The sequence below is a fragment of the Amycolatopsis sp. NPDC051045 genome (genome assembly GCF_040682955.1).
Lineage (GTDB): Bacteria > Actinomycetota > Actinomycetes > Mycobacteriales > Pseudonocardiaceae > Amycolatopsis.
In genome coordinates, this window is sequence record NZ_JBFBCC010000014.1 from 174935 (window position 1) to 196867 (window position 21933).

General features: G+C 71.4%; 18 protein-coding genes and 2 tRNA genes. 12 read left to right on the forward strand and 8 right to left on the reverse strand.

What is annotated here, in order from left to right:
* Nucleotide 1 precedes the first annotated feature (1 nt).
* Both AB0M80_RS29595 and AB0M80_RS29600 read left to right on the forward strand, forming a co-directional pair.
* Nucleotides 2–73: transfer RNA gene (locus AB0M80_RS29595), tRNA-Gln, on the forward strand.
* Nucleotides 74–175: 102 nt separating this feature from the next.
* Nucleotides 176–251 (forward strand) — tRNA-Glu (locus AB0M80_RS29600).
* Nucleotides 252–282: 31 nt separating this feature from the next.
* On the opposite strand, the gene AB0M80_RS29605 is transcribed toward AB0M80_RS29600, so the two are convergent.
* Nucleotides 283–480 carry a hypothetical protein gene (locus AB0M80_RS29605; RefSeq protein ID WP_364571482.1) on the reverse strand — a complete coding sequence of 66 codons (198 nt, stop codon included), beginning with the start codon at nucleotides 478–480 and terminating at the stop codon, nucleotides 283–285.
* A gap of 43 nt (nucleotides 481–523) precedes the next feature.
* Between AB0M80_RS29605 and AB0M80_RS29610 the strand changes: the two genes are divergently transcribed.
* Both AB0M80_RS29610 and AB0M80_RS29615 read left to right on the forward strand, forming a co-directional pair.
* Nucleotides 524–919 carry a VOC family protein gene (locus tag AB0M80_RS29610; RefSeq protein ID WP_364571484.1) on the forward strand — a complete coding sequence of 132 codons (396 nt, stop codon included), beginning with the start codon at nucleotides 524–526 and terminating at the stop codon, nucleotides 917–919.
* 472 nt (nucleotides 920–1391) lie between these two features.
* A complete protein-coding gene (locus AB0M80_RS29615; RefSeq protein WP_364571486.1) occupies nucleotides 1392–2084 on the forward strand; it encodes a hypothetical protein in 693 nt (230 codons plus the stop codon).
* Between the two features lie 48 nt (nucleotides 2085–2132).
* Here the strand turns inward: AB0M80_RS29615 and AB0M80_RS29620 are convergent, their stop codons facing one another.
* Nucleotides 2133–2528, reverse strand: coding sequence for a DUF6292 family protein (locus tag AB0M80_RS29620; protein ID WP_364571487.1), 396 nt, complete (start codon nucleotides 2526–2528; stop codon nucleotides 2133–2135).
* Between the two features lie 106 nt (nucleotides 2529–2634).
* Nucleotides 2635–4170: an alpha-L-arabinofuranosidase B gene (locus AB0M80_RS29625; protein WP_364571489.1), complete on the reverse strand. Its 1536-nt coding sequence runs from the start codon at nucleotides 4168–4170 to the stop codon at nucleotides 2635–2637.
* A gap of 476 nt (nucleotides 4171–4646) precedes the next feature.
* On the opposite strand from AB0M80_RS29625, the gene AB0M80_RS29630 reads away from it, so the two are divergent.
* The 3 genes from AB0M80_RS29630 to AB0M80_RS29640 are packed head-to-tail and all read left to right on the forward strand — an operon-like array spanning nucleotide 4647 to nucleotide 7817.
* Entirely contained in the window at nucleotides 4647–6110 is a 1464-nt protein-coding gene (locus tag AB0M80_RS29630) for a hypothetical protein (RefSeq protein ID WP_364571491.1), read from the forward strand.
* Nucleotides 6107–7189: a hypothetical protein gene (locus AB0M80_RS29635; protein WP_364571493.1), complete on the forward strand. Its 1083-nt coding sequence runs from the start codon at nucleotides 6107–6109 to the stop codon at nucleotides 7187–7189. Before AB0M80_RS29630 ends, AB0M80_RS29635 begins: the two co-directional genes overlap by 4 nt.
* Before the next feature lie 28 nt (nucleotides 7190–7217).
* Entirely contained in the window at nucleotides 7218–7817 is a 600-nt protein-coding gene (locus AB0M80_RS29640) for a TetR/AcrR family transcriptional regulator (protein ID WP_364571495.1), read from the forward strand.
* Nucleotides 7818–8041: 224 nt separating this feature from the next.
* Here the strand turns inward: AB0M80_RS29640 and AB0M80_RS29645 are convergent, their stop codons facing one another.
* The 3 genes from AB0M80_RS29645 to AB0M80_RS29655 form a co-directional block, all read right to left on the reverse strand.
* A complete protein-coding gene (locus AB0M80_RS29645) occupies nucleotides 8042–8455 on the reverse strand; it encodes an Lsr2 family protein (protein ID WP_364571497.1) in 414 nt (137 codons plus the stop codon).
* A 245-nt stretch (nucleotides 8456–8700) separates the two neighbouring features.
* Nucleotides 8701–8895 carry a hypothetical protein gene (locus tag AB0M80_RS29650; protein WP_364571499.1) on the reverse strand — a complete coding sequence of 65 codons (195 nt, stop codon included), beginning with the start codon at nucleotides 8893–8895 and terminating at the stop codon, nucleotides 8701–8703.
* Between the two features lie 890 nt (nucleotides 8896–9785).
* Nucleotides 9786–10463, reverse strand: a complete 678-nt coding sequence (locus tag AB0M80_RS29655; protein ID WP_364571501.1) for an HU family DNA-binding protein — start codon at nucleotides 10461–10463, stop codon at nucleotides 9786–9788.
* 675 nt (nucleotides 10464–11138) lie between these two features.
* Between AB0M80_RS29655 and AB0M80_RS29660 the strand changes: the two genes are divergently transcribed.
* Genes AB0M80_RS29660 through AB0M80_RS29675 form a run of 4 tightly spaced genes read left to right on the forward strand, consistent with a single transcriptional unit; the run spans nucleotide 11139 to nucleotide 18531 of the window.
* On the forward strand, nucleotides 11139–12890 hold the full coding sequence (locus AB0M80_RS29660) for an ATP-binding protein (protein ID WP_364571503.1): 1752 nt from the start codon (nucleotides 11139–11141) through the stop codon (nucleotides 12888–12890).
* A 40-nt stretch (nucleotides 12891–12930) separates the two neighbouring features.
* On the forward strand, nucleotides 12931–14091 hold the full coding sequence (locus AB0M80_RS29665) for an exonuclease SbcCD subunit D (RefSeq protein WP_364571505.1): 1161 nt from the start codon (nucleotides 12931–12933) through the stop codon (nucleotides 14089–14091).
* Between the two features lies 1 nt (nucleotide 14092).
* Nucleotides 14093–17557 carry an SMC family ATPase gene (locus tag AB0M80_RS29670; RefSeq protein WP_364571507.1) on the forward strand — a complete coding sequence of 1155 codons (3465 nt, stop codon included), beginning with the start codon at nucleotides 14093–14095 and terminating at the stop codon, nucleotides 17555–17557.
* Nucleotides 17554–18531, forward strand: coding sequence for a hypothetical protein (locus AB0M80_RS29675; RefSeq protein WP_364571509.1), 978 nt, complete (start codon nucleotides 17554–17556; stop codon nucleotides 18529–18531). The genes AB0M80_RS29670 and AB0M80_RS29675 overlap by 4 nt, the downstream gene beginning before the upstream one ends.
* A gap of 60 nt (nucleotides 18532–18591) precedes the next feature.
* On the opposite strand, the gene AB0M80_RS29680 is transcribed toward AB0M80_RS29675, so the two are convergent.
* Nucleotides 18592–19104 (reverse strand): hypothetical protein, encoded by a 513-nt coding sequence (locus AB0M80_RS29680; protein ID WP_364571511.1) that lies wholly within the window; start codon nucleotides 19102–19104, stop codon nucleotides 18592–18594.
* A 164-nt stretch (nucleotides 19105–19268) separates the two neighbouring features.
* Between AB0M80_RS29680 and AB0M80_RS29685 the strand changes: the two genes are divergently transcribed.
* Complete coding sequence (locus AB0M80_RS29685; RefSeq protein ID WP_364571513.1) at nucleotides 19269–21323, forward strand: glycoside hydrolase family 3 C-terminal domain-containing protein; 2055 nt, start codon at nucleotides 19269–19271, stop codon at nucleotides 21321–21323.
* Nucleotides 21324–21330: 7 nt separating this feature from the next.
* Here AB0M80_RS29685 and AB0M80_RS29690 read toward each other — a convergent pair whose 3' ends face one another.
* Nucleotides 21331–21909 carry a hypothetical protein gene (locus tag AB0M80_RS29690; protein WP_364571515.1) on the reverse strand — a complete coding sequence of 193 codons (579 nt, stop codon included), beginning with the start codon at nucleotides 21907–21909 and terminating at the stop codon, nucleotides 21331–21333.
* Nucleotides 21910–21933 lie beyond the last annotated feature (24 nt).

Here is a 21933-nt window from a genome sequence, read left to right on the forward strand (position 1 = left end):
CTGGGGTATGGTGTAATTGGCAGCACGACTGGTTCTGGTCCAGTTAGTCTAGGTTCGAGTCCTGGTACCCCAGCTGCGGAGAGTGACCCACCTGCGGAGCGTCAAATCGCCTCTGGTAGGTTCTCTCCAGCAAGAAAAACAGAAAAGCCCCTGGGAGACCAGGGAAAGATCCTAAGCCCCCGTCGTCTAGCGGCCTAGGACGCCGGCCTCTCACGCCGGTAGCGTGGGTTCGAATCCCATCGGGGGTACCAGCAGTTACCACCCAAGCTCGGCTGACCCAGGTCAGTCGAGCTTTTTGCTTTGGGTAGCAGACATGGTGTCGATCCTTGCTGCGGCTTGCGCCGTCTTCGGCAGATGGTCCATCGGCAGCTCGCGTGGCGCCTTCGCCAGGTTTACCGCGAGGTAGGGGAGCGCGTCGCCGAAGCCGGACAGCAACGCGACCGGACCGGCGGCGGTGGCACCGACGAGCACGATGGGCAACGCGAGAGCGGCTGCGCGAAGCGGGGCCGGTTAAGGTCGGGGTGTGCTCGGTCACCTGGGAATCAACGTGCCGGACCTCGGCGCGGCCAAGCGGTATTACGACGACCTGATGCCGCTGGTCGGATTCGAGCCGTTCCTGAGCTCCGACGACCAGATCGCGTATCGGCCCGCGGGCGGCAAGCCGGGCACCTACGTGTTCTTCTACCCGGCGGCAGACGGCGGTGCCTACAGCGGCGAACGGACCGGGCTGCAGCACCTGGCGTTCATGGTCAAGACCCGCGCGGCGGTCCACGCTGTCCACGACCACGTGCGTTCAACCGGGGACACAGTGCTGCACGAACCGCAGGACTTCCCGCAATACCCACCGCCGTATTTTGCGCTGTTCTGGCTCGACCCGTTCGGCATCAAGCTGGAAGCTGTCTGCCACTACGACCGCTAGCGAACGGCCGTGGGCTGAGCGGCCCGGGGAGTGCCCGCGGTCGGCGAGCCTGCGATGGCCGCTGATCACTCGGGCGGAAACCGCGTTGGACGACTTCAAGCGCTACGCGCATGATCGGCCGCCGGCGCCGTTTCCGGTCGGTAACGGGGAAACGTGGTCGAAGCGCATCGACAATGTTCGACCGGAACGACTCCCGAGGGAAATCCGCGGTGACGAGCCGATTCGACGGAATCGACCAAAGCCCGCTGTGGTCGAATTTCTCGAATGCATCGCGGTGCCGGCGACCACACTCGCCGCCCTACCAGCGGTGGGTGTGGGTAAATCACCGAACACGTCTTGACCTGCGCACACTGCTCCTGCGATAGTCGATCGCACCCCGTTCAGCGCGGGATTCCCGTCGGAACTTCGTCGAATCGATTCGAAACCGGGTCGCTTTTTCCTCGTCGGCCCGGCCACCGGAAGGGATGGAACGATGCACAAAGTCGTGCGTTCACTGCTGGTTTCGCTGACCGCCGTGGCGGCGGTGGCGACCACCGCGGGGGTGGCCGAAGCGGCCACCTGGTCGTCCTCGGACAAATGGGGGTCGTGGTCCAACGGTGGGTACACCGTCCGCAACGACGTGTGGGGCAGCGGGGCCGGCGCTCAGACGATCTGGGCGAACTCCTACAGCAACTGGGGAGTGTGGGCCGACCACCCGAACACCGGCGGGATCAAGTCGTACCCGCACTCGGCGAAGAACGTCGGCCGGACGCTCAGCTCGCTGCGGCAGGTTTCCAGCAGCTTCAACGTGAGCCGCCCGGGCAGCGGTGCCTACGAGACGGCCTACGACATCTGGGCGAACAACAACGCCTACGAGATCATGCTGTGGGTGAACAAGCAGGGCGCGGTCGGCCCGCTGGGCAGCAAGCAGACGACGGTGAGCGTCGGCGGGCACACCTGGGACGTCTACAAGGGATCGAACGGCTCGAACGCGGTGTTCTCGTTCCTGCGCACCTCGAACACCAACGCCGGCACCGTCGACGTCCTCGCGATCATGAACTGGATCAAGGCCCGCGGCTGGTTCGGTGACGTGACGCTGGGCGAGGTGCAGTTCGGCTTCGAGATCACGTCGTCCTCGGGCGGCCTGAACTTCACCTCCAACAGCTACTCCGTGTCCGCTTCCTGAGCGAAGGGCACCGTCACGGCGCGGCCGTGACGGTGCCTTTCCGCCCGGCTACGCCGGCGACTGGTTCATTTCGCCGCGCTGGAGGGTGTCCGGTCCCGGCTCGTCCGACCGGCGCACCAGGCGTTCCCCGCGCTCGGTCAGGGCGGTGAGGACGAAGTCGGCCACCGCTTCGGGCGCCCCCGGCCGTGCGCCCGGCAGCTCGGCGACCACCCGCATCGCCCCGGACGGGCCGGTGTCCGCGGTGAGCTCCCAGCCTTCGCCGGGCGTCCAGCGGAGCAGGTAGTCACTCGGTTCACGCTCGCCGGCGACACCCGCGAAGCGGATCTGACCGCCTGCGAAGTCCCCGGTGTGCGAGCGCGTGTCCTCCGGCTGCAGCCCGAGTTCCGCGGCCACGGCCCACATGTGCGCGGCCGTGGACGGTTCGTTCGCTTCGGCGTCGGTCATGGCGCCCTCCCTGTCGCAGCGGGTGACTACCCGTGCGGGCGGGGCGGGAAACGCCGGACCCGCGGAACCGCACGGGGGAACGGTTCCGCGGGAGCCCGGCAGCGACCTACGGCGTCCAGGGCGCGTTGACGGCCCAGCTGACGTCGTCGGCCCACGAGGCCGGCGCGTCGAAGGCGTTGGGACCGCCGTTGCTCGCGATGTACACCGTGTTGTCGTAGTGGCGGAGGAACCGGTCGGGGTAGTTGTACGACGCGAAGGACGTGCCTTGGCCGTTCTTCCCCGCCTGCGGGCAGAACGTCGCGTCGGCGCGGAAGACGGCGCTGCCGTCCATCGGCCGGCGCAGCAGCTGGTAGTTGTAGTGCCGCAGGAAGTCACCCGGGTAGTTGCGGGACTCGAACGACACGCACGACGGGTTCGCCAGGCCGCGGCGCACGATCCAGGACGCGTCGTTCTTGTCCAGCGCGGAGCTGCCGGAGCTCACCACCGACGTGACCGCGTTGTCCTGCTGGTGCCGGATGTACCGCGTGGTGCAGCACGCGGTCGTGGCGCGCAGCGAGATCGTCGAGCCGGGGGTGAGCGTGCCGCCGGCCACCGGGCTGGGGCCGCCGTAGCCGACCGAGACGACGTTGGCCTGCACGGCGTTGTCGGCCGCGTCGGTCGGCAGCCCGCTGGTCATCACGCCTTCGAAGAACGATCCGATCGAGCCGTTGCTGTTGTCGCCGCCGGTGCCGAGGACGATCGAGCCTTCCTGCTGCATCGGCGAGTACCCCGGCTGGGTGGGTTCCGGCCCGGAGTAGCGCGTGGCGAGGCCGCCGGACTGGGCGTTGCCGTCCTTCGTGGCGAAGAAGTTCTGCCCGTTGTTCTTCAGCAGCGCGGTCACGAACGGCGCGTTGTTGCCCGTGTAGGAGCTGTCCTTGCTCGGCCCGGCGTCGGACTGGAACAGGCCGTTCTCCAGGTCGGCCTGCACCCACGGGCCCTGGCCGGCGCACGGCGAGAACCAGCACTCGGTGCCGAAGTTGATCGCGTCCATGTGGCCGTTGCCGGTATCGGCGATCGACACCTCGGCGTTGCCGTAGTCGAAGCAGCAGCGGTTGTTCACGTGGGTCCCGGACGTCACCATGTACATGCCTTCGGCCTGGCCGCGCACGGCGACGCCCGCGGCCGAGGTGTGCCGGTAGCCCATGCGGCCGGAGAACGACGCCCCGTACACCGCGTGGCCGCCCGCGGTCACGGGCAGCGCGTCCGCGGGCACGCCGGAGTTCGCGGGCCCCGCCGCACCGGCGGGTTCGATGAACAGGTCGTTGTGCCGCGGCGACTGGTCGTGGATGACGGTGATGACGCACGTCGTGTCGGCGCAGAAGGAGTCCTGCGTGCTCGCGTTGGCGTACCCGCCGGCGGCCAGCAGGCCGACGTCGGTGACGGCGCCGTCGGACGCCCGCTTCAGCTGGTACAGCGGACCGTTGTAGGACGCGTACAAGGCGCGGGTGGTGCTGTGCGCGGCGACGCAGGGGGTCCCCGCGGCGCCGTAGATGTCACACGGCAGGGACGTGGCCGCCTCGGCGGCTTGACCGGCGTTCAAGAACGTGGTGGCGAGGACCACCGCGGCGCCGAGGACGAGTGGTGCCGTTTTCCGGGACGACATGGGAGTTCTCCGTTTCGAGGGTGGAGGCCTGAAAAGCGCAGGGCAAAACCATTCCAGCGGCGCCGGGACGAAGAATTGTCCGGGCACCGGGAATCCGGGGAAGATCACGGGTGAGTCGGCCCGTTCCAGCTCGCGTCGAGTGAATGTCGGGCGAACGGCGGGCGCTTGAGCAGGAGCGCAGCCAGCGCTCAGGGTGAACCGGCGACGACGGGCATCGGCAAAACCTCCCTGCGGCAGTGCAAGGTGTTAGCGCTAACATTTGTGCTGGAGAGAGCTTAGATGGTGCGTATCGCGGTTGGCAACAGACGTCGTCGAATCGATCGACTGCCCGCCGGAGTTTTCACGAGCGGGATTTCGGAAATCCGCGGCGAATCGGACAGCTGTGTCCACTGTGGACGTCGGTGGGGGCTTGACACCGGTCGGTGGTCATTCATACATTCAGTGTCTCTTTGTATGAATGACGGGAGTTGATCCGCATGCGGCTCGGCAAGACCGCCGTCGTCCTGGGTGGCAGTGCCGCCGGTCTGTGCGCCGCCGGCGCACTCGCCCCGCACTTCGACCGCGTACTGGTGCTGGAACGCGACGAGCTCCCCGCCGAGGCCGAGCACCGCCGCGGCGTGCCGCAGAGCAAGCACCCGCACTTCCTGCTGAACTCGGGGCGGCGCGCGATCGGGGCGCTGTTCCCCGGTTTCGAAGACGACCTCATCGCCGCCGGCGGGCTGCTGCTGATGCCGTCCATGGACGCCGCCTACCTCGACGGGCCGGGCTGGTCGGCCCGCAAACGCAGCGCCATGACGATGATCTACGGCTCGCGGATCCTCATCGAGCGGGTGCTGCGGGACAAGGTGCGCGAGCTGGCGAACGTCGCTGTCCGCGAGGGCGCCGCGGTGCGCGGCCTGACGACCCGGGACGGGGAGATCACCGGGGTCGGCTTCAGCACGCCGGACGGCGACGAGCACGTCGACGCCGACTTCGTGGTGGACGCGATGGGCCGCGGTTCCCCGGTCGGCGGCTGGCTGGCGGCGGCCGGCTGGTCCGAGCCCGAGGTGCAGACGCTCGACGCCAAGGTCACCTACACCTCGCGCTGGTACGACCTGCCCGCCGAACGTCCCGCGTCCTGGTGGTGGCGGCACCTGGTGATCATGCCGACGCCGGACACGGGCGAGCACCCCGCCGAGCACGAGTTCCTGGTCAACTTCTTCCCGATCGAGGGCAACCGCGCCATCGCCTGCATGGGGTCCTGGGGACTCGAGATGCCCAGCACCACCGACGCGTTCGTCGAGACGGCGCGCCGGGTGCGGACGCCGTTGTTCGCCGCCGCCATGGAGCGGTGCGCCCCCGCGTCGCCGGTCCACCTCACCCGGTCGACCGGCAACAAGTGGCGGCGCTACGACCGCCTGCCCACCCCGCCGCGGCGGCTGGTGTGGGTCGGCGACTCGATCTGCGCGTTCAACCCCTTCTACGCCCAGGGCATCAGTTCCGCCTCGGGTTCGGCCCTGCTGCTGCGCGAGCACCTGTCCCGCGCCGAGCAGCTCGACGCGCAGTTCACCTCGCGCTTCCTCGCCGCGCAGCGCACGCTGCTGCGCGTGCCGTGGAGCCTGGCGATGGCCAGGGACCAGGGCTACGCGTGTGCGGTGGGCACCGAGCAGCTGCCCGAGTGGCGGCGGCGCATCGTCGCGGCCTTGTCGGCCCCGGCGTTCAGCCTCATCGTCGGCGCCGCCCGGGAAGACGACGTCGTCGACGAGCACTTCGCGAAGGTGTTCAACCTCGACGAGTCGCTGGGGGAGATGCTGCGCAACCCGCGGGTGCTCGCGGGACTGGTGCGCTACCGCGTCCGCGCCGCGCTGGGCCGGCACCGGGTGCCCTTCGGGTTCGATCCCCAGGCCGAACCGCCGGCCACGGACTATTCACCGGCCGCGGCCCCGGTGGCCTCACGATGAGTGCGGCGTGCGGATCGGAAGCCGAAGCCCTCACCCGCGGCCTCGGCTTCGACTGCCACGACGTCTCGCCGGTGGTATCGCTGCGCGCCCCTTGGACGCTGGCCCACTGGACGATGCCGGTGCTCGAGGTGCTCATCGTCGCCGGTGCGGTGTTCGCTTTGGTACACGCGCTGCGCCGTCGCCGCGAAGGCGATCCGGTCAACCTGGCGCTGTGGTGCGCTTCGCTGGTCTACCTCTTCGTGACCGAGCCGCCGCTGTACTTCCCGGAGTGGTTCGGTCTCGACCGGCTGTACGGCTTCATCTTCGCCCACAACCGGTTCACCGTGCAGTTCATGGCGGACCGGCTGCCGCTCTACATCGTGGCGTTCTACCCGGTGATCAGCCAGCTCGCCTACGAGGTCGTGCGCTCGCTCGGGATCTTCCGGCGGGGAGCGCTGACCGGTTCGGTGGCCGTGGCCTTCGTCTGCCAGGTGTTCTACGAAGTCTTCGACCACCTCGGCCCGCAGCTGAAGTGGTGGGCCTGGAACCCGGGCAACGAAGTCGTGAACCACCCGGCGCTCGCGTCGGTGCCGCTGAACAGCATGCTGCTGTTCGCGTCCGTCTCGATGGCCGCCATGACCTACCTCGTCGTGCGCTTGACGGGGGGCCGGCCCCGGCGCGGGTGGCCGCCGGCGCTGCGCACGCTGGTCGCCGGCGTCCTCACCCCGCCGACCATGGCGATCGCCGGCATCCCGTCGAGCTTCGCCGGTGAGAACACCACCGCCCGGGCGTGGATCCTCGGCGTCGAACTGGCGCTGCTGTGGCTGGCCGGGGCCTGGATCGTCGTGGCGCACCTGCGATCCGGCGAGCCGGGCGAGCCCTTGTCGGCCTTCGCGCGGTTCTACCCCGCCGTCTACCTGGGCGGGATGGCGGTGTTCTGGATCGCAGCCCTCCCGGGCTACCTCACCGCCGACGACGGGGTCACCGCGGACGGCACCCCGATCGGCAGCGGGCTGTACGCGCTCGCCTGCTTCGCCGCGGCCGGGCTGCTGCTGATCGCGCTGTTCCGGAAGAACGTCGAGGCACCTGCCACCGGTTGAGCCCGCCGGCTCGGGGAAGATGGGCCGCATGGGGCACCACGGATGGCAGGGCAACCCGCCCGGCACCGAAGACGAGGCACGCCGCCGGATCGTCGAAGCCGCGACGGCGTGCCTCGACCGGGCCGGCCTGGCCAAGACGAGCCTTTCCGACGTCGCCGCCGAGGCGGGCGTCACCCGGCAGACCGTCTACCGCTACTTCCCGGGCCTCAAGGACATCCTCCGCGCCGTCGCGCTGGCCGGGGTCGAGGAGTTCGCCGGGCGGATGGAACGCCACCTGGCCGCGTTCGGCAGCGCCGCCGAAGCCGCCGTGGAGTCCGTGGTGTTCGCCGTCCGGACGATCCCCGGGGAACCCCACATGGGTCTGCTCCTGCAGGCGGGCGAAGCCGACTTCTTCACCGACGGCGTCATTTCCCCGCTGGCCTTCTCCTACGGCGCGCGGATCCTCCGCAACGTGCCGGTCGACTGGGCGGCCGCCGGTCTCACCACCGACGACGACCTGCAGGGCCTCGCCGAAATCCTGATGCGGCTGTTCCTGTCTTTCCTGCAGTACCCCTCGACGCCGCCGCTCACCGACGACGAGCTGCGGGCCCTGGTCCGCCGCTGGATCGGGCCGGCTTTGCGCGGATGACGGCGGCCGGTTTCTCGCTGTCGGTGTCCGCGCGATCGCGCTGTGGTTCGTCAGGCTGGGGTTTCCGGAATCGAGGGCACGGAAACCGATGACAATTCCTGACAACGCGGAACTTGTGATGCTGCCCACGGCGGCCGGGAATGCCGGGCGCGGGCGGCGAGGAGGGTTAGTCCTCGCCGCCGACGCTGCCGTGGTCTTTCCCCAGTGCTCTTCCGGCCACCGCGTTACTTCTTGGCGGCGGCGACCTTCTTGCGCGGCGCGCGCTTGCGCGGAGCCGCTTCGGGGGCCGCGGCTTCTTCCGCCTGGGCGGCTTCGTAGGCGGCGATCACCTCGGAGGACAGCCGTCCCCGCTCGGAGACCTCGTAGCCGTTCGAGTTGGCCCAGGCGCGGATCTGCTGGTTGCGCTCGCGGTCGGTCGTGCTGGTCGTGGTCGACTGCCCGGTGGCGACGCGGACCTTGCGGCCGCCGATGCGCCGGCCGGCCGCGATGAAGCGGGCCAGTTCGTCGCGCAGGGCGGAGGCGTTCTCGTCCGAAAGGTCGATTTCGTAGGTGACGCCGTCGAGGCCGAACTGAACGGTCTGGGCGGCGGTGCTGCCGTCGATGTCGTCCAGGATCTCGACGAGGACTTTCTGGGCCACGTGAATGCTCCTCAGCTGGATGTGCGTCCGGGGAACGCGACGTGTGACAAGTTGCACAATGGTCGGCGTTCTTCGGTGGAGTGTATCCACCCGAGGAGAGGTACGGCAATTTCCTCCCGGTTGCGCGGAACGGGCGGCGGGCCGGGTCGTCCTGATAGGACTGGCTCGCCGCCGCGTTCCGGCCGGGTCGGGGCCTTTGGCCGGAGGGGCGCCGGACGGGCAATACCGGCGCAAATGGCGGGAATCTAGTTACCCGACGGCGTGGTGCCCTGCTCGCCGTGGTGGTAGGGCGGATCGGTGGCCAGCGCCTCGTCGGCGGCGCCCTCGGCGGGATCGGCCAGCTCGGCCTTCTCGGCGGCTTCTTTGGCCTCTTTGATGAGCTGCCGGCTCCGGTCGAGGTCCGCTTCGGGATCGCCGGGCCGGTTTTCGTTCCCCGTCATCGCCACTCCTTGCCGAGGTAGTCGGACAGCTTTTCCGTGTCGGACGGCTACCCGCGAAGCAGGGAAGGCAACCGTTGGTGCGGGAAACGCCGCGGCGGGCGTTCACCCCAACGAGTGGCGGAGGTGCGGTGGCGGTGAATTCTTCCGCGGCTGACCAGGGATCGGGTGAGGGGGTGACCGGGACCGGTTCCGGAGTGCCCGGGGAGCAGTCGGTGGGAAACGGTGGGCGGCCGGCGGGGTGCGGTTCCCGAGGGACGAAGTTTCGGCTGTGTGATGTTTGTGTGGTGGTGCCGGTGCTTGCCGGGTGGGAAGCGGTGTTGGAGTTGGCGGGGTGGTTTCCGCCCGGCGAAGGTCCGGCCAGGCGATGTCCGTGTGGCGGCGTCGGTGCTTGCCGGGTGGGAAGCGGTGTTGGAGTTGGCGGGGTGGTTTCCGCCCGGCGAAGGTCCGGCCAGGCGATGTCCGTGTGGCGGCGTCGGTGCTTGCCGGGTGGGAAGCGGTGTTGGAGTTGGCGGGGTGGTTTCCGGCCCGGCGAACGTCCGGCCAGGCGAAGTCCGTGTGGCGATGTCGGTCCTGGCGGGCCGGGAATGGCGGCGGGAAAAGGGCAGGCGGAGTGTGTTCTCCCCAGCCGAAGGCCCACCCGGACGATGTCCGCGCGGTGGCGTCGCCGCGCGTCGGGCAGGAACCGGCAGCCGGAAACGGCGTTCAAGCGGCCGGAGAGCCCTCGCTCCCGATCGGCGGTCCCGCCCAGCCGGTGCCCGCGCCGCAAGCCGTGAGCGGCGACGTCAGCCCGTTCCCCGCGCGCCCCGCCCTGCCGCCCCACCCGGCCCCTGAACGCCGGAAGGGCCCCGCACCTGGTCGGTGCGGGGCCCTTCCGGTCGTCGCCAGGGGTGTTACTTCTTCTTGGCGGCGGAGGTGCGCTTGGCCGGGGCCTTGGCGGCAGCCGGCTTCTTGGCCGCGGCGGTCTTGGTCGCGGCCGGCTTGGCGGCCGCGGTCTTGGCCCGCGTGGTGGTCGCCTTCGCCGTGGTGGCCTTGGCCGCGGTCGTCTTCGACGCCGTGGTCTTCGGGGCCGCCTTGGTGGCGGTGGTGGCCTTGGCGGCCGGCTTCGCCGCGGTGGCGCGGGTCCGCGTGGTGGTCGAGCGCGTGGTGGCCGGCTTGGCCGCCGCCGCACGGGTGGTGCGGGTCGTCGTCGCCTTGGCCGGCGCGGTGGTGGCGGCGGCCTTGGTGGCGGTCGCCCGCGTGCTGGTGGTGGCGGCGCTGGCGCGCTTGACCGGGGTGGCCTTGGGCAGCTTCTTGGTGCCGGAGATGACGTCCTTGAACGTGGTGCCGGCGCGGAAGGCGGGCACGTTGGTCTTCTTGACCTTCACGGCCTCACCGGTGCGCGGGTTGCGGGCGGTGCGAGCGGCGCGGGCGCGCTTCTCGAACACCCCGAAGCCGGTGATGTTGACCTTTTCGCCCTTGTTGACCGTCCGGATGATGATGTCCACCAGACCGTCAACGGCCTGCGAAGCCACCTTCTTGTCGCCCAGGCGCTCCGACAGCGCCTCGATCAGCTGGGCCTTGTTCGTCATTCCAGTCCTCCATAGTGGAACTACTAGTCACGGCCCATCTCGGCCGACACTGCATACGGTATTACCAATACCGCACAAAATCCAACCGGGGGTCGAAATATTTCCTTGTGTCGGGGCGGGTTCCGCCCCCGGAAGGCCCTCCTCCGGAGGTCGGCAGGCACGCGGCCCGGACCTCCGCCACGCCTCTGAACAGGCAAAACCCGGTCCCGGTGCCGTCCACAGTGGTCGTCCATATAGGACCCGAGGCCCTTCCGGAGAACTTTTCCCGCGACACGCCGAAGCGGGCGTCCCGGCGTGTGGCTGAGGCCACCCGGACCCGATCCCGCGCAGCGATCGGGGATCGCGCCCCGCCCGGAGACCGCTCCGGAGACCCTCCGGGGCCCCTCTCGGCGCCGCTTCGCCGTGGAGCCAGGCGGAAGCGGCGCCCGTAACGCCGCACCCGCCCGGCGCGACCCCCGGGCACGGCGTTGCGGCGCAACCGGTACGCCCGGCGCGGGCATCGCCGGAATGCCTGTGGCGGGGACGAAAGCTCCTCCCCGGAGGGTGAGCTCACTCGTTCGGCGCAGTCGTGGCCTGCGGTGACGCCCGTGCGGCAACGCCGTGTTGGGCGCGGGACTGTCGTCCCGGCGGGCTAGTCTGCCGCGGGAGGAACCGCCGGGCGCGACAGGGAGAACCGTGGACCAGGAGACGCTCACCACCGTGGTCGGACGGGTGGCAGGCACCGAGGACTCGACACCGCTGCAGTTCCACGTGGCCATCGATCCGGACGCCTATCTGCAGCTCGACGACGTCGTCGTGACCCGGCGGGATCTGCCGGGACTCGGGAAAGTCACCTCCTACGGCGTCGTGACGCAGGTGAGCGCGCGGCACGAGGGCGCCAGCTTCGGCAGCGACGTCTTCCTGATCTCGGACGGGGTCCTGCCCGCCCAGGTGCAGGAGATCGCCGAGATCGCCACCACCCGCGTGGAGCCGGAGTGCTACGTGCCGCCGCGGCCGGGTGCCGTCGTCTCCCGTGCCGTGGGGGAGGATCGCGCGCAGGCGCTGTACTTCGACAACATGACCCGCCAGGTGGCGGTCGGCCTGGGCCGGGACGGCGAACCCGTCTACCTCAACATGGACTTCCTCGACGGCACCCGCGGCGCGCACGTCAGCATCAGCGGGGTCTCCGGCGTCGCCACCAAGACGTCGTTCGCGTTGTTCCTGCTGCACTCGATCTTCCGCGGCGGTGCCCTGCCCAACGCCCACAACGCCAAGGCCCTCGTCTTCTCGGTCAAGGGCGAGGACCTGCTGTTCCTCGACACCCCGAACGTCCACCTCGACGAAAAGCTCAAGGCCGGGTACGCCAAGCTGGGCCTGCCCGCGGAGCCCTTCGCGTCCGTCGGCTTCTACGCGCCGCCGACGCCGTCGGACACCACGGGGAAGCCTTACGTGACCGGGCGGACCTCGGGCGTCGGCGCCTTCTGGTGGACCATCGCGGAGTTCTGCGCCAAGGACCTGCTGCCCTACGTCTTCGCCGACGCCGAGGACGAGCGCAACCAGTACACGATGGTCATCCACCAGGTCGCGAACCGCCTGCGCCTGGACAGCACCCCGGCGGGCAAGGACGGCGCCGCCAACGTCGACGGGGTCCTGTGCCGCACCTACGCCGAACTCGTCGACGTCATCTGCGAGCGCGTCACCGACGAGGAAACCCGGGCGAGCTGGGCGGGGGCGGTCACCGGCGCGGGCACGGTCAACGCCTTCATCCGCCGCCTGCGCTCCAGCCAGCGCGCGCTGTCCGGTCTCATCCGCGGCGACCTCGCCGACCACCGGGCCCGCCAGTTGTCCACGGAGAACCAGCAGGTGACCGTGGTGGACATCCACAACCTCGTCGAGCGCGCGCAGCGGTTCGTCGTCGGCGTGACCCTCGCCGCGGAGACCGCGCGCAAGGAAGCCGCGGGCCCGGGCGGGCTGCTGTTCACCATGCTGGACGAGCTGAACAAGTACGCGCCGCGGGAAGGCAGCAGCCCGATCAAGGAGGTGCTGCTGGACATCGCCGAGCGCGGCCGCTCCCTCGGCGTGATCCTGATCGGCGCGCAGCAGACCGCCAGCGAGGTCGAGCGCCGGATCGTCAGCAACAGCTCGGTCCGCATCGTCGGCCGCCTCGACGCGGCGGAGGCTTCGCGCCCCGAGTACGGCTTCCTCCCGGCCAGCCAGCGGGTCCGCGCCACGCTCGCCACGCCCGGCACGATGTTCGTGAGCCAGCCGGAGATCCCGGTGCCGATCGCCGTCGGCTTCCCGTTCCCCGCCTGGGCCACGCGGCTTTCCGAGGCCGGGCAGGTGCCCACCAAGACGGCGGGGCTGTCCACGTCGAGAAAGGCCGATCCCTTCGCCGGCCTGCCCTCGCGCGGCAGCGACCCCTTCGGTGACGACCCGCCTCCGTTCTGACCGGTGGCATCGGCCCGCTACCCGAACGGAAGGAAGCCGCGTGAAGTTCCTGCACACCTCCGACTGGCACATCGGCAAGACGCTCAAGGGCCGCAACCGCCTCGACGAGCAGCGGGCGGTGCTGGGCGAGATCGTCCGGATCGCGCGGGACGGGCAGTTCGACGCGATCCTCGTCGCGGGTGACCTGTACGAGACGTCGGCGCCGTCGGCGGCCGCGCAGGAACTCGTGGTGCGGGCGCTGATGGCGCTGCGCGAAACCGGGGCCGAGGTCATCGCCATCGCCGGGAACCACGACCACGCCGCGACGTTCGAGGCGTACCGGCCGCTGCTCAAGGCCGCGGGCATCCAGCTCACCGGCGATCCCCGCCCGGTCCACGACGGCGGCGTCGTCTCGTTCGACGCGCGTTCGACCGGCGAGCGCGTCAACGTCGCGGTGCTGCCGTTCCTTTCGCAGCGCTACGCGGTCCGCGCCGCGGAGCTGCTCGCCGGGACGCCGGCGGACAACGTCGGCCAGTACGACCAGCGCGTGCGCGACATCCTGGACCACCTCAAGTCCGGGTTCACCGACGGCGCGGTGAACCTCGTCATGGCGCACCTGACGGTGACCGGCGGCGCCATGGGCGGCGGGGAGCGCGCGGCCCAGTCCATCTTCGAATACCACGTGCCCGCGACGGCGTTCGGCCTCGAACCGCACTACGTCGCCCTCGGCCACCTGCACCGGCGCCAGTCGCTGCCCGCCGCGTGCCCGGTGCACTACAGCGGATCGCCGTTCGCCGTCGACTTCGGCGAGCAGGACAACACCAGCGTCGTGCTGTCCGTGGAGGTGAGTCCCACCACGCCGGCGAAGATCACCGACCTCCCGCTGACGGCGGGGCGGAAGCTGCGGACGGTCCACGGCACGGTGGCGGAACTGACCGGCCGCGCCGAGGAGTTCGGGGACGACTACCTCCGCGTCTACCTCCGCGAAGCCACCAGGGCCGGGCTGCGGGAGGAGATCCAGGAAGCCCTGCCGAACGCCCTGGAAATCCGCATCGACCCGGAGTTCGCCGCGCCGGTGACGACGTCGGGCGGCGACCGCGCGGTCGCGGACCGTTCCCCGGGGGAGCTGTTCGCGGCCTACTGCGAAGAACGCACGGTCGAGGACAAGCGCGTGCAGGCGCTCTTCGCGCGGCTGCACGACGAAGAGACGAGCGGGGTGTGACATGCGGCCTGTGCTGCTGGAGATGACCGGCTTCGCGTCCTTCCGTGAGAAGACCGAAGTCAGCTTCGAGGACACGGACTACTTCGCGCTCGTCGGGCCGACCGGCGCCGGCAAGAGCACGGTGATCGACGCGCTCACCTTCGCGCTGTACGGGTCCGTCGCCCGGTGGGACCACGAAGGCCTCGTCGCGCCCGCGCTCGCCCCGACGGTGAACCGCGCCACCGTGCGGCTGGTCTTCGACGCCGGTGGCGCGCGCTACCACGTCGTGCGGGAAGTCCGGCGCAGTGGCGGGAAGAAACCCACGGTCAGCGTCAAGAACGTCCGCCTGGAACGGCTCGCCGACCCCGCCGCCCTCGGCGGGCCGGAGGACGAAGCCGACGCCGTCGCCGCGGACTCCGAGGTCACCCCGGCGGTCGAACGCCTGCTCGGGTTGACGTTCAAGCACTTCTGCACCTGCGTGGCGCTGCCCCAGGGCGACTTCGCGGAGTTCCTGCACGCCAAGGCCGCCGACCGGCAGAAGATCCTCATCAAGCTGCTGGGCCTGGAGGTCTACGAGCGGATCGGCCGCCGGGCCGGCGTGACGGCGGAGCAGCAGAAGCAACGCGCCGCCGTCCTCACCGAACAGCTGGGCAGCTACGCCGACGCCACCGAGGAAGCCGTCGAGGAGCTGGCCGCGCGGATGACGGCGGTCGCGGAGCTGGACGCGCGGGTGACCGAGGCGCTGCCGGGGTTGAACGACGTCACCCGCGCGCACGACGAAGCCCGGCAACGCGTCGCCACGCTGACGAAGGAACTGAGCGTCCTCGACGCCGTGGAACGCCCGGCCGGTGTCGAAGACCTCGAAACCCGGCGCCGCGCGGCAGCCGACGCGGCCACGACCGCCCGGGCCGGGCTGGAGACCGCGGAAACGGCGGACGAAACCGCCCGTGCCGCGCTCGCCGCGGCTCCCGGCCGAAGCGAGCTGGAACGGATCCGCGCCGACCGCGTCGAGCTCGAGGAGACGGAGAAGGCCCTCCCGCGGCTCGAAGAAGCGGCGAAAGCGGCGTCGGAAGCGAAAGCCGCCGCCGCGACGGCGGTGATCGAAGCGGTGTCCGCCGTCGACGCGGCCCGCAAGACAAGGGACACGACCGCGCGGGCGGCCGAGAACGCGGCCGACGAAGCGGCGCGCGCCCGCGCGGACCGCGACCGGCTGGCCGGGCTGCGGCCGCCGGCCGATCTCGGGGACCTCTCCAACGCGGCGGCGCGGGCGGCGAAGCGCGTGGCGGGCGCCGACACGCGCCTGCGTGCCGCGGAGGCGGCCGACGCCGAAGCCCGTGCGGCGCTGGCCGCGCAGCCGGACGTCGCCCCGCTCGCCGCCGCCCGCTCCGACGCCCGCACGCTCTACGCGGTGTGCGAAGCGCAGCGGAAGGCTGCACCCGAGCAGGCCGTGCGCGGGACGGAGCTCGAAGCGGCGCGGGCCGGCTTCGCCCGTGCCGACGCCGAAGTCACCGCGGCGAAGACGGCGGTGACCGAAGCCGAGCGGGCCGGGCAGGCGCTGAGCCTGCGGGCCGGGCTCGCCGTCGGGCACCCGTGCCCGGTGTGCGAGCAGGAAGTCACGACGCTGCCCGATGCCGTCGGGCACGCCCACCTGGCCGAGGCGCGGGACCGCCTCGAGCGGGCCGAAACCGGCCGCGCCGCCGCCGAGTCCGCGCTGCGCAAGCTGGAGCGGGCCGTGGATCGCGACGCCGACTCGGCCGCGTCGGCGGCCACGCAGGCGGAAGAACTGCGGGCCGTCCTCGCCGGGGTCGACGGCCCGCCGGAGTCGGCGGTGCTGCGCCGCCCGGTGGAGGCGGCTTTTTCCGAGCAGGACTACGCCGATCTCGTCGCGGCCGTGCGGGCGTGCGGCGAGTGGCTGTCCGCGACGATCGACGGCCGCGCCCGCGTCGCCGAGGCCGCGACGGCCGCGGACGCCGAACTGGCGGCCGCCCGCGCCGATCGCGCGGCGGCGCAGCACGAGGCCGATGCCGTGGAGAAGTCCTTCGCGGCGGCCCGGGAAGCACTGCGGGCGGCGCGCGACCCCCTGGTGGAGCTGGGCGCGCCCGCGGTCGACGGCGACGACGTCCCGGCGGGCTGGCAACGGCTCACCGCGTGGGCGGCGACCGCGCTCGAGGAACGGCGGACGGCGCTGGCCGCACTCGAAGCAGCCGCCGAAGCCGCCGGCAAGGAAGCCGTCGTCGCGGCGGAGGACCTCAAGACCGCCGAGCGGAGCGCCGAGCAACGGCGCAAGCGGGCGGAAGAAGCGGCGCTGGCCGAGCAGTCGGCGAGCACCGCGCTGACGACCACCCGCCGCCGGCACGGCGAACTCGCCGGGATCCTGGCCGGAGCTCCGCCCGCCGGGGTGGTCGCCGAGCAGCTCGCGAAGGTTGCCGAACTCGAACAAGCCGCGAAGGCGGCGGACGCGGCCTTGCGAACCGCGCGCGCCGCCGCGAAGCAAGCCGGGGAAGCGCAGGCGAGCATCGCCGCCCAGGTCGAAGCCGAGCGGCAGAACCTGTCCCGGGCGCGCGACCCGCTGGTCGGCCTCGGCGCCCCGCCGATCGACGGCTTTTCGGGGGTCCGGGTGGCGGAGCCCCCGGCCCGGGGCGAAGCCCCCGTTGTCACAGACGGCGACAGCCTCCTCGGCGCCTGGACCGCGCTCACGGATTGGGCGGCCGGGCAGGCGACCGCCCACCGCGACCGCCTGGCCGCCGCCTCGGCCGCCGAGGACGAAGCCGCCGAAGCGTTGCGGGCGGCCGAACGCGCGGTCGCCGACGACGTCACCGCACTCGGGATCACCCTGCCCGACGGCCCGGTGCGGGATCGCGTGCCGGTCGCCGTCGCGGCCGCCCGGGCGCGCGCCGAAGCCGACCACACCGACCTGAAGCGGCGCGTGGCCCGGGTGGCGGGGCTGCACGAAGACATCGCGGCCGCGGAGTCCGACGCCCAGGTGGCGCGGCTGCTCGCGGATCTGCTGCGCTCCGACAAGTTCCCGCGCTGGCTCATCGCCGGGGCGCTCGACACGCTGGTCGCCGAGGCCTCGGCGTCGCTGCTGGAACTGTCCGGCGGCCAGTTCGAGCTCACCCACGACAAGGGCGACTTCCTGGTGGTGGACCACAACGAGGCCGACGCCCGGCGCCCGGTCAAGACGCTCTCCGGCGGGGAGACGTTCCAGGCGTCGCTCGCACTGGCCCTCGCGCTGTCTTCGCAGCTGGGCGCCATGAACTCGGAGGGCGCGACGCGGCTGGAGTCGATCTTCCTCGACGAAGGCTTCGGGACGCTGGACGAGGCCACCCTCGACGTCGTGGCGTCCACTTTGGAGAACCTCGCCGCGTCCGGTTCCCGGATGGTCGGGGTGATCACGCACGTGCCGGCGCTCGCCGAGCGCGTCCCGGTGCGGTTCCTGGTCACCCGGGACGGCACCGGCTCGCACATCGCCAGGGAGGGCGCATGACCGCGGTGGCCGGGATGAACTTCAGCATCGACGCCTGGGACCCGGGCTACGGCAGCTCGATGGAGGCCGAGGAGCTCGGCCGCTCCCAGGCCGAGGTCGAACTCGACGTCGAGGTCCCCGAGGCGGAGTGGGCGCCGATCGACCCGTCGCCGGTGTCACCGCCCGAGGCCGTGCTGTTCGTCGACGGCGTCCGGCGGATCGACGCGCGCGTCTGGATCGACGACCCGGCCGGAACGAACTCCGCGTCCATCGGGGTCTGCGCGTCCTACGCGGCCGGGGTGGTGTGCTGCTGCGACGGCCGCGCGCACGTCGTCGGCACCGACGTCCGGCGCGGGCTGTTCACGGTGGCCCCGCAGGCGGACGACATCGCGACCCCCGCCGGGGTCTACACGGCGCACCGCGCGGCGGCCAAGGAGGACAAGCCGCTGCCGGTGGTGCTGTCGTCGGCGTTGCAGGAACAGCTGGCCGAAACCGAGCTGGAGACGGCGATCAAGGCGCGCACGGCGATCGCCGGCCACGTGCGCGGTGACCTGCTCGTCGTGGACGGCCCGCTGCGCGGCCGGGCGCACCTGGAGCGGGCCGTCGGGTTCATCAAGAGCCACCAGACGACGTACCTGCCCGGCGAGCTCAACGCGATGGTCGGCCGGCTCGGCCCGCACCAGCGCACGCCGGTGTTCCTGATGGGCACGACGTGGGTCCGGCACTCCTGGTACCTGCGCCTGCCGTCGGTGGGCGGCCCGCCGTGGTCGGGGGTCGTGCGGGTGGAGGCGGCGCCGCACCTCGGCCGCGCCGAGGTCGCCGGGCTGGCGAACGTCACGCAGTCGGTGCTGGGGCGGTTCGCGTCCGTCGCCTACAAGGATTCGCGGGCGCCGCAGAACCTCTACCCGATCGCCGGGCTGGAGCGCGACCTGCGGCACCGGCTCGGCGACCAGCAGTTCGTCTACCGGGCGCTGCGGCTGGCCGCGGCCCGCTGAGCCGGGCCCCGGAGCGGTGACCTGGGGATACCACCGCCCCGGGGTGTCTATTGTGGAGGGTCAGCTCAGCGACCCGTCCCCGGTCTGCGGCGCACCCGCCGGCTTGACCGCGACCTGCGGCTTCGCGGGTTTCGGCGCCTTCGACGACGTCGTCGGCTTCGGCTGGGACTTCGACGTCGTGGGCGGCTTCGGCTCGGTCGGCGTGGTGGGCGGCGGGGTGCCCAGGATGGTGAAGGCCTGGGTTGCCGTCCGGCCGTCCGTGCAGGGGAACGACGCGGTGTACTTGCCCGGCCTCTTGATCGCCGTCGTGTACCCGGCATGCTTGCCCCAGTTGCCACCCTCGCTCCAGTTCAGCGGTGCGGCGAAGCCCGTGGAGGTGACCGGTCCGGTCGGCGTGCAGCCATTGCCCATTCCGGAGTACACCTGCGCGTACACCTGCGCGTAGATCTGCCCGCCCGGCTGCACTTCGGTGGTCATGCCCCACGTGACTTCGTCCGCCGCGTGCGCCGGGGCGGCCAGTGCGAGTGTCACCGCGCTCGCCGCCATTAGGCCGATCAGGGTTTTCTTGACCATGGTTCGTCCCCTCTCCTTCGTCTGTACTCCACGCTTGAGCCGGGGAAATGGTTGAGTCCAATCGCTCATTCAAGGACGTGAACATGCGTCAGGTCTATGTTTCCGAGTCACATACGGGTTAGCTTGTCCGCCGTTGGTCCCGTCCGCCTGCCGTGGGAGACTCGATGCGCAACGGCCCGCTGGTTCTCGTCGTGGTCCTGGGGTTGTCGCTGGCGGCGCCGGCGGCCGCGCAGGCGCAACCCTGGCGCGACACCCGCCGGTCACCCGATCGTCGTGCCGCGGAACTCATCGCGGCGATGACCCTCGACGAGAAGATCTCCCAGCTGCACCTGCAGCCCGACGCCGAGCACCAGCGGTTCGTGCCGCCGATCCCGCGCCTGGGCGTGCCCGGGTTCCGGATCGCCAACGGCCCGGCGGGCATGGGCCCGGCCGACGACAAACCGCAGAAACCGGCGACCGCGCTGCCGGCCACCATGGCGCTGGCGTCGACGTTCGACACTGCCCTCGCGCGCCGGTACGGCCGGCTGATCGGCAGCGAAACCCGCGCGCTCGCGCACAACGTGTCCGAGGCGCCCGACATCAACATCGCCCGCGTCCCGCGCAACGGCCGGACGTTCGAAGGCATGGGGGAGGACCCGGTCCTCGCCGGCGCGCTGGCCGCCGCCGACATCCGCGGCATCCAGGAGAACGGCACCATCGCCGAGGTCAAGCACTACGCCGCCAACAACCAGGAGACGCAGCGCTTCACCATCGACGAGCACATCGACGAGCGCACGCTCAACGAGATCTACCTGCCGCACTTCGAGCAGTCGGTCACCGAGGGCCGCGCGGGCTCGGTGATGTGCGCCTTCCCCAAGATCAACGGCGTCTTCGTGTGCGAGAACCCGGAGCTGCTGCAGGGCAAGCTGCGCGACGACTGGGGGTTCAAGGGGTTCATCCAGTCGGACTGGGGCGCCGCGCACAGCACCGTCGGATCGGCGAACGCGGGCATGAACCTCGAGATGATCGACGGCACCTGGTACGGCGAGAAGATGAAGCAGGCCGTGCTGGCCGGGCAGGTGACCGAACAGCGCGTCGACGAGCTGCTGCGGCCGCGGTTCCGCACGATGTTCGCCTTCGGGCAGTTCGACCACCCGCCGGTCGCCTCGCCGCTGCCGACCGCCCGGCACGACGCCGCCGCGAAGGACTTCGCCGAACGCGGCATGGTGCTGCTGCGCAACGAAGGCGCCCAGCTCCCGCTCGATCCCTCCGTGCGGTCGATCGCGCTGATCGGGCCGTTCGCCACCAAGGCCAAGACCGGCGGCGGGGGCAGCTCGGCCGTCATCCCGACGTCCACAGTGGACCCGATGGCGGGGCTGCGGCAGCGCGTCCCGGGCGCCGTGGTGACCCTGGACGACGGCAGTGACCCGGCACGCGCGGCCGCGCTGGCCCGCACCGCCGACGTCAGCGTGGTGATGGTCGGGGACAACGAGACCGAGGGCAAGGACCGGCCGAGCCTGGCCCTGGAGGGCAACCAGGACGCCTTGGTGGCCGCCGTCGCCGAGGCGAACCCGCACACCGTGGTCGTGGTGAAGAGCGGCGGCCCGGTGCTCATGCCGTGGGCCGCGCGCGTGCCCGCGATCCTCCAGGCCTGGTACCCCGGCCAGCAGGACGGCGCGGCGGTGGCGGGCGTGCTCTTCGGCGACGTCAACCCGTCGGCGAAGCTGCCGATCACGTTCCCGGCGGCGGAGGCCGACACCCCGGCGAACACCCCGGCGCAGTTCCCGGGGATCAACGGCGTGGCCACGTACTCGGAGGGCCTGCAGGTCGGCTACCGGTGGTTCGACGCGCAGCAGCGCACACCGCTGTTCCCGTTCGGCCACGGCCTGTCGTACACGACGTTCGCCTACTCGGGGCTGTCCGTGCGGAACACCGGCGACGGCGCCACGGCGACGTTCACGGTGCGGAACACCGGACACCGGGCGGGGGCCGAGGTCGCCCAGCTCTACGTGGGCTTCCCGGCCGCCGCCGGCGAGCCGCCGCGTCAGCTCAAGGGGTTCGAGCGGGTGGAGCTGGCGCCGGGCCAGGCCCGGCGCGTGACGATCCGGCTGGACGTGCGCGACTTCTCCGTCTGGGACACGGGCAGCCACGCGTGGCAGCCGGCGCGGGGCGCGTTCACCGTGTCCGTGGGCGGCTCGTCGCGCTCCCTGCCACTGCAGGCCCCGCTCGTGCGGAGATGAGCGCGGCTCAGGCTTTGCAGCCCGGTGCGGTCGCGGCGGCGAGCATCAGCTCCGGGGACGCCGTCACCGCGCCGACCGGGTCGTAGGTCCCGTCGACGTCCTGCTGCGCCTGATCGAGGGCCTTGGCCGCCGGGCTCTGGGAAGCTTCGTTACCCGGCTTCGCCCGGTCGAGGGCGGTCTTCGCCTCCGCGGCGCGGTCGTGCGCCTTGGTGTACTTCGTGACGAACGCCTTCCGCACGGTCTCGGCGAGCGGAACCGGCCCGGGCGGCAACGCGGTCAGCTTGCCGACCACCTCGCCGGTGCGAACGGCGATCCCGTCCAGCTCCGCGCTGAGCGCCTTCTGCGCCTCGGCGACCGTACTCGGCGTCGGCTTGGCGGGGTCGGCCTCCCGGTTGGTGCGCTCCCGGTAGCCGTGGACCGCGGCGCAGAAGCCGTCCATCCAGCGCACCGCCGCCGGATCGGCGGCGGGCGAGCTCGGGATGCTCTCGGCAGGGCTCGGGCTCGCCGACGGCGGGCCGGCGGCCGGCGTACCCGAACACGCGGTCAGTACCAGACAGGCGCCGAGCAGCGCCGGAACGATCTTCATGGGTCCCCCTCGCGGTAATCCCTC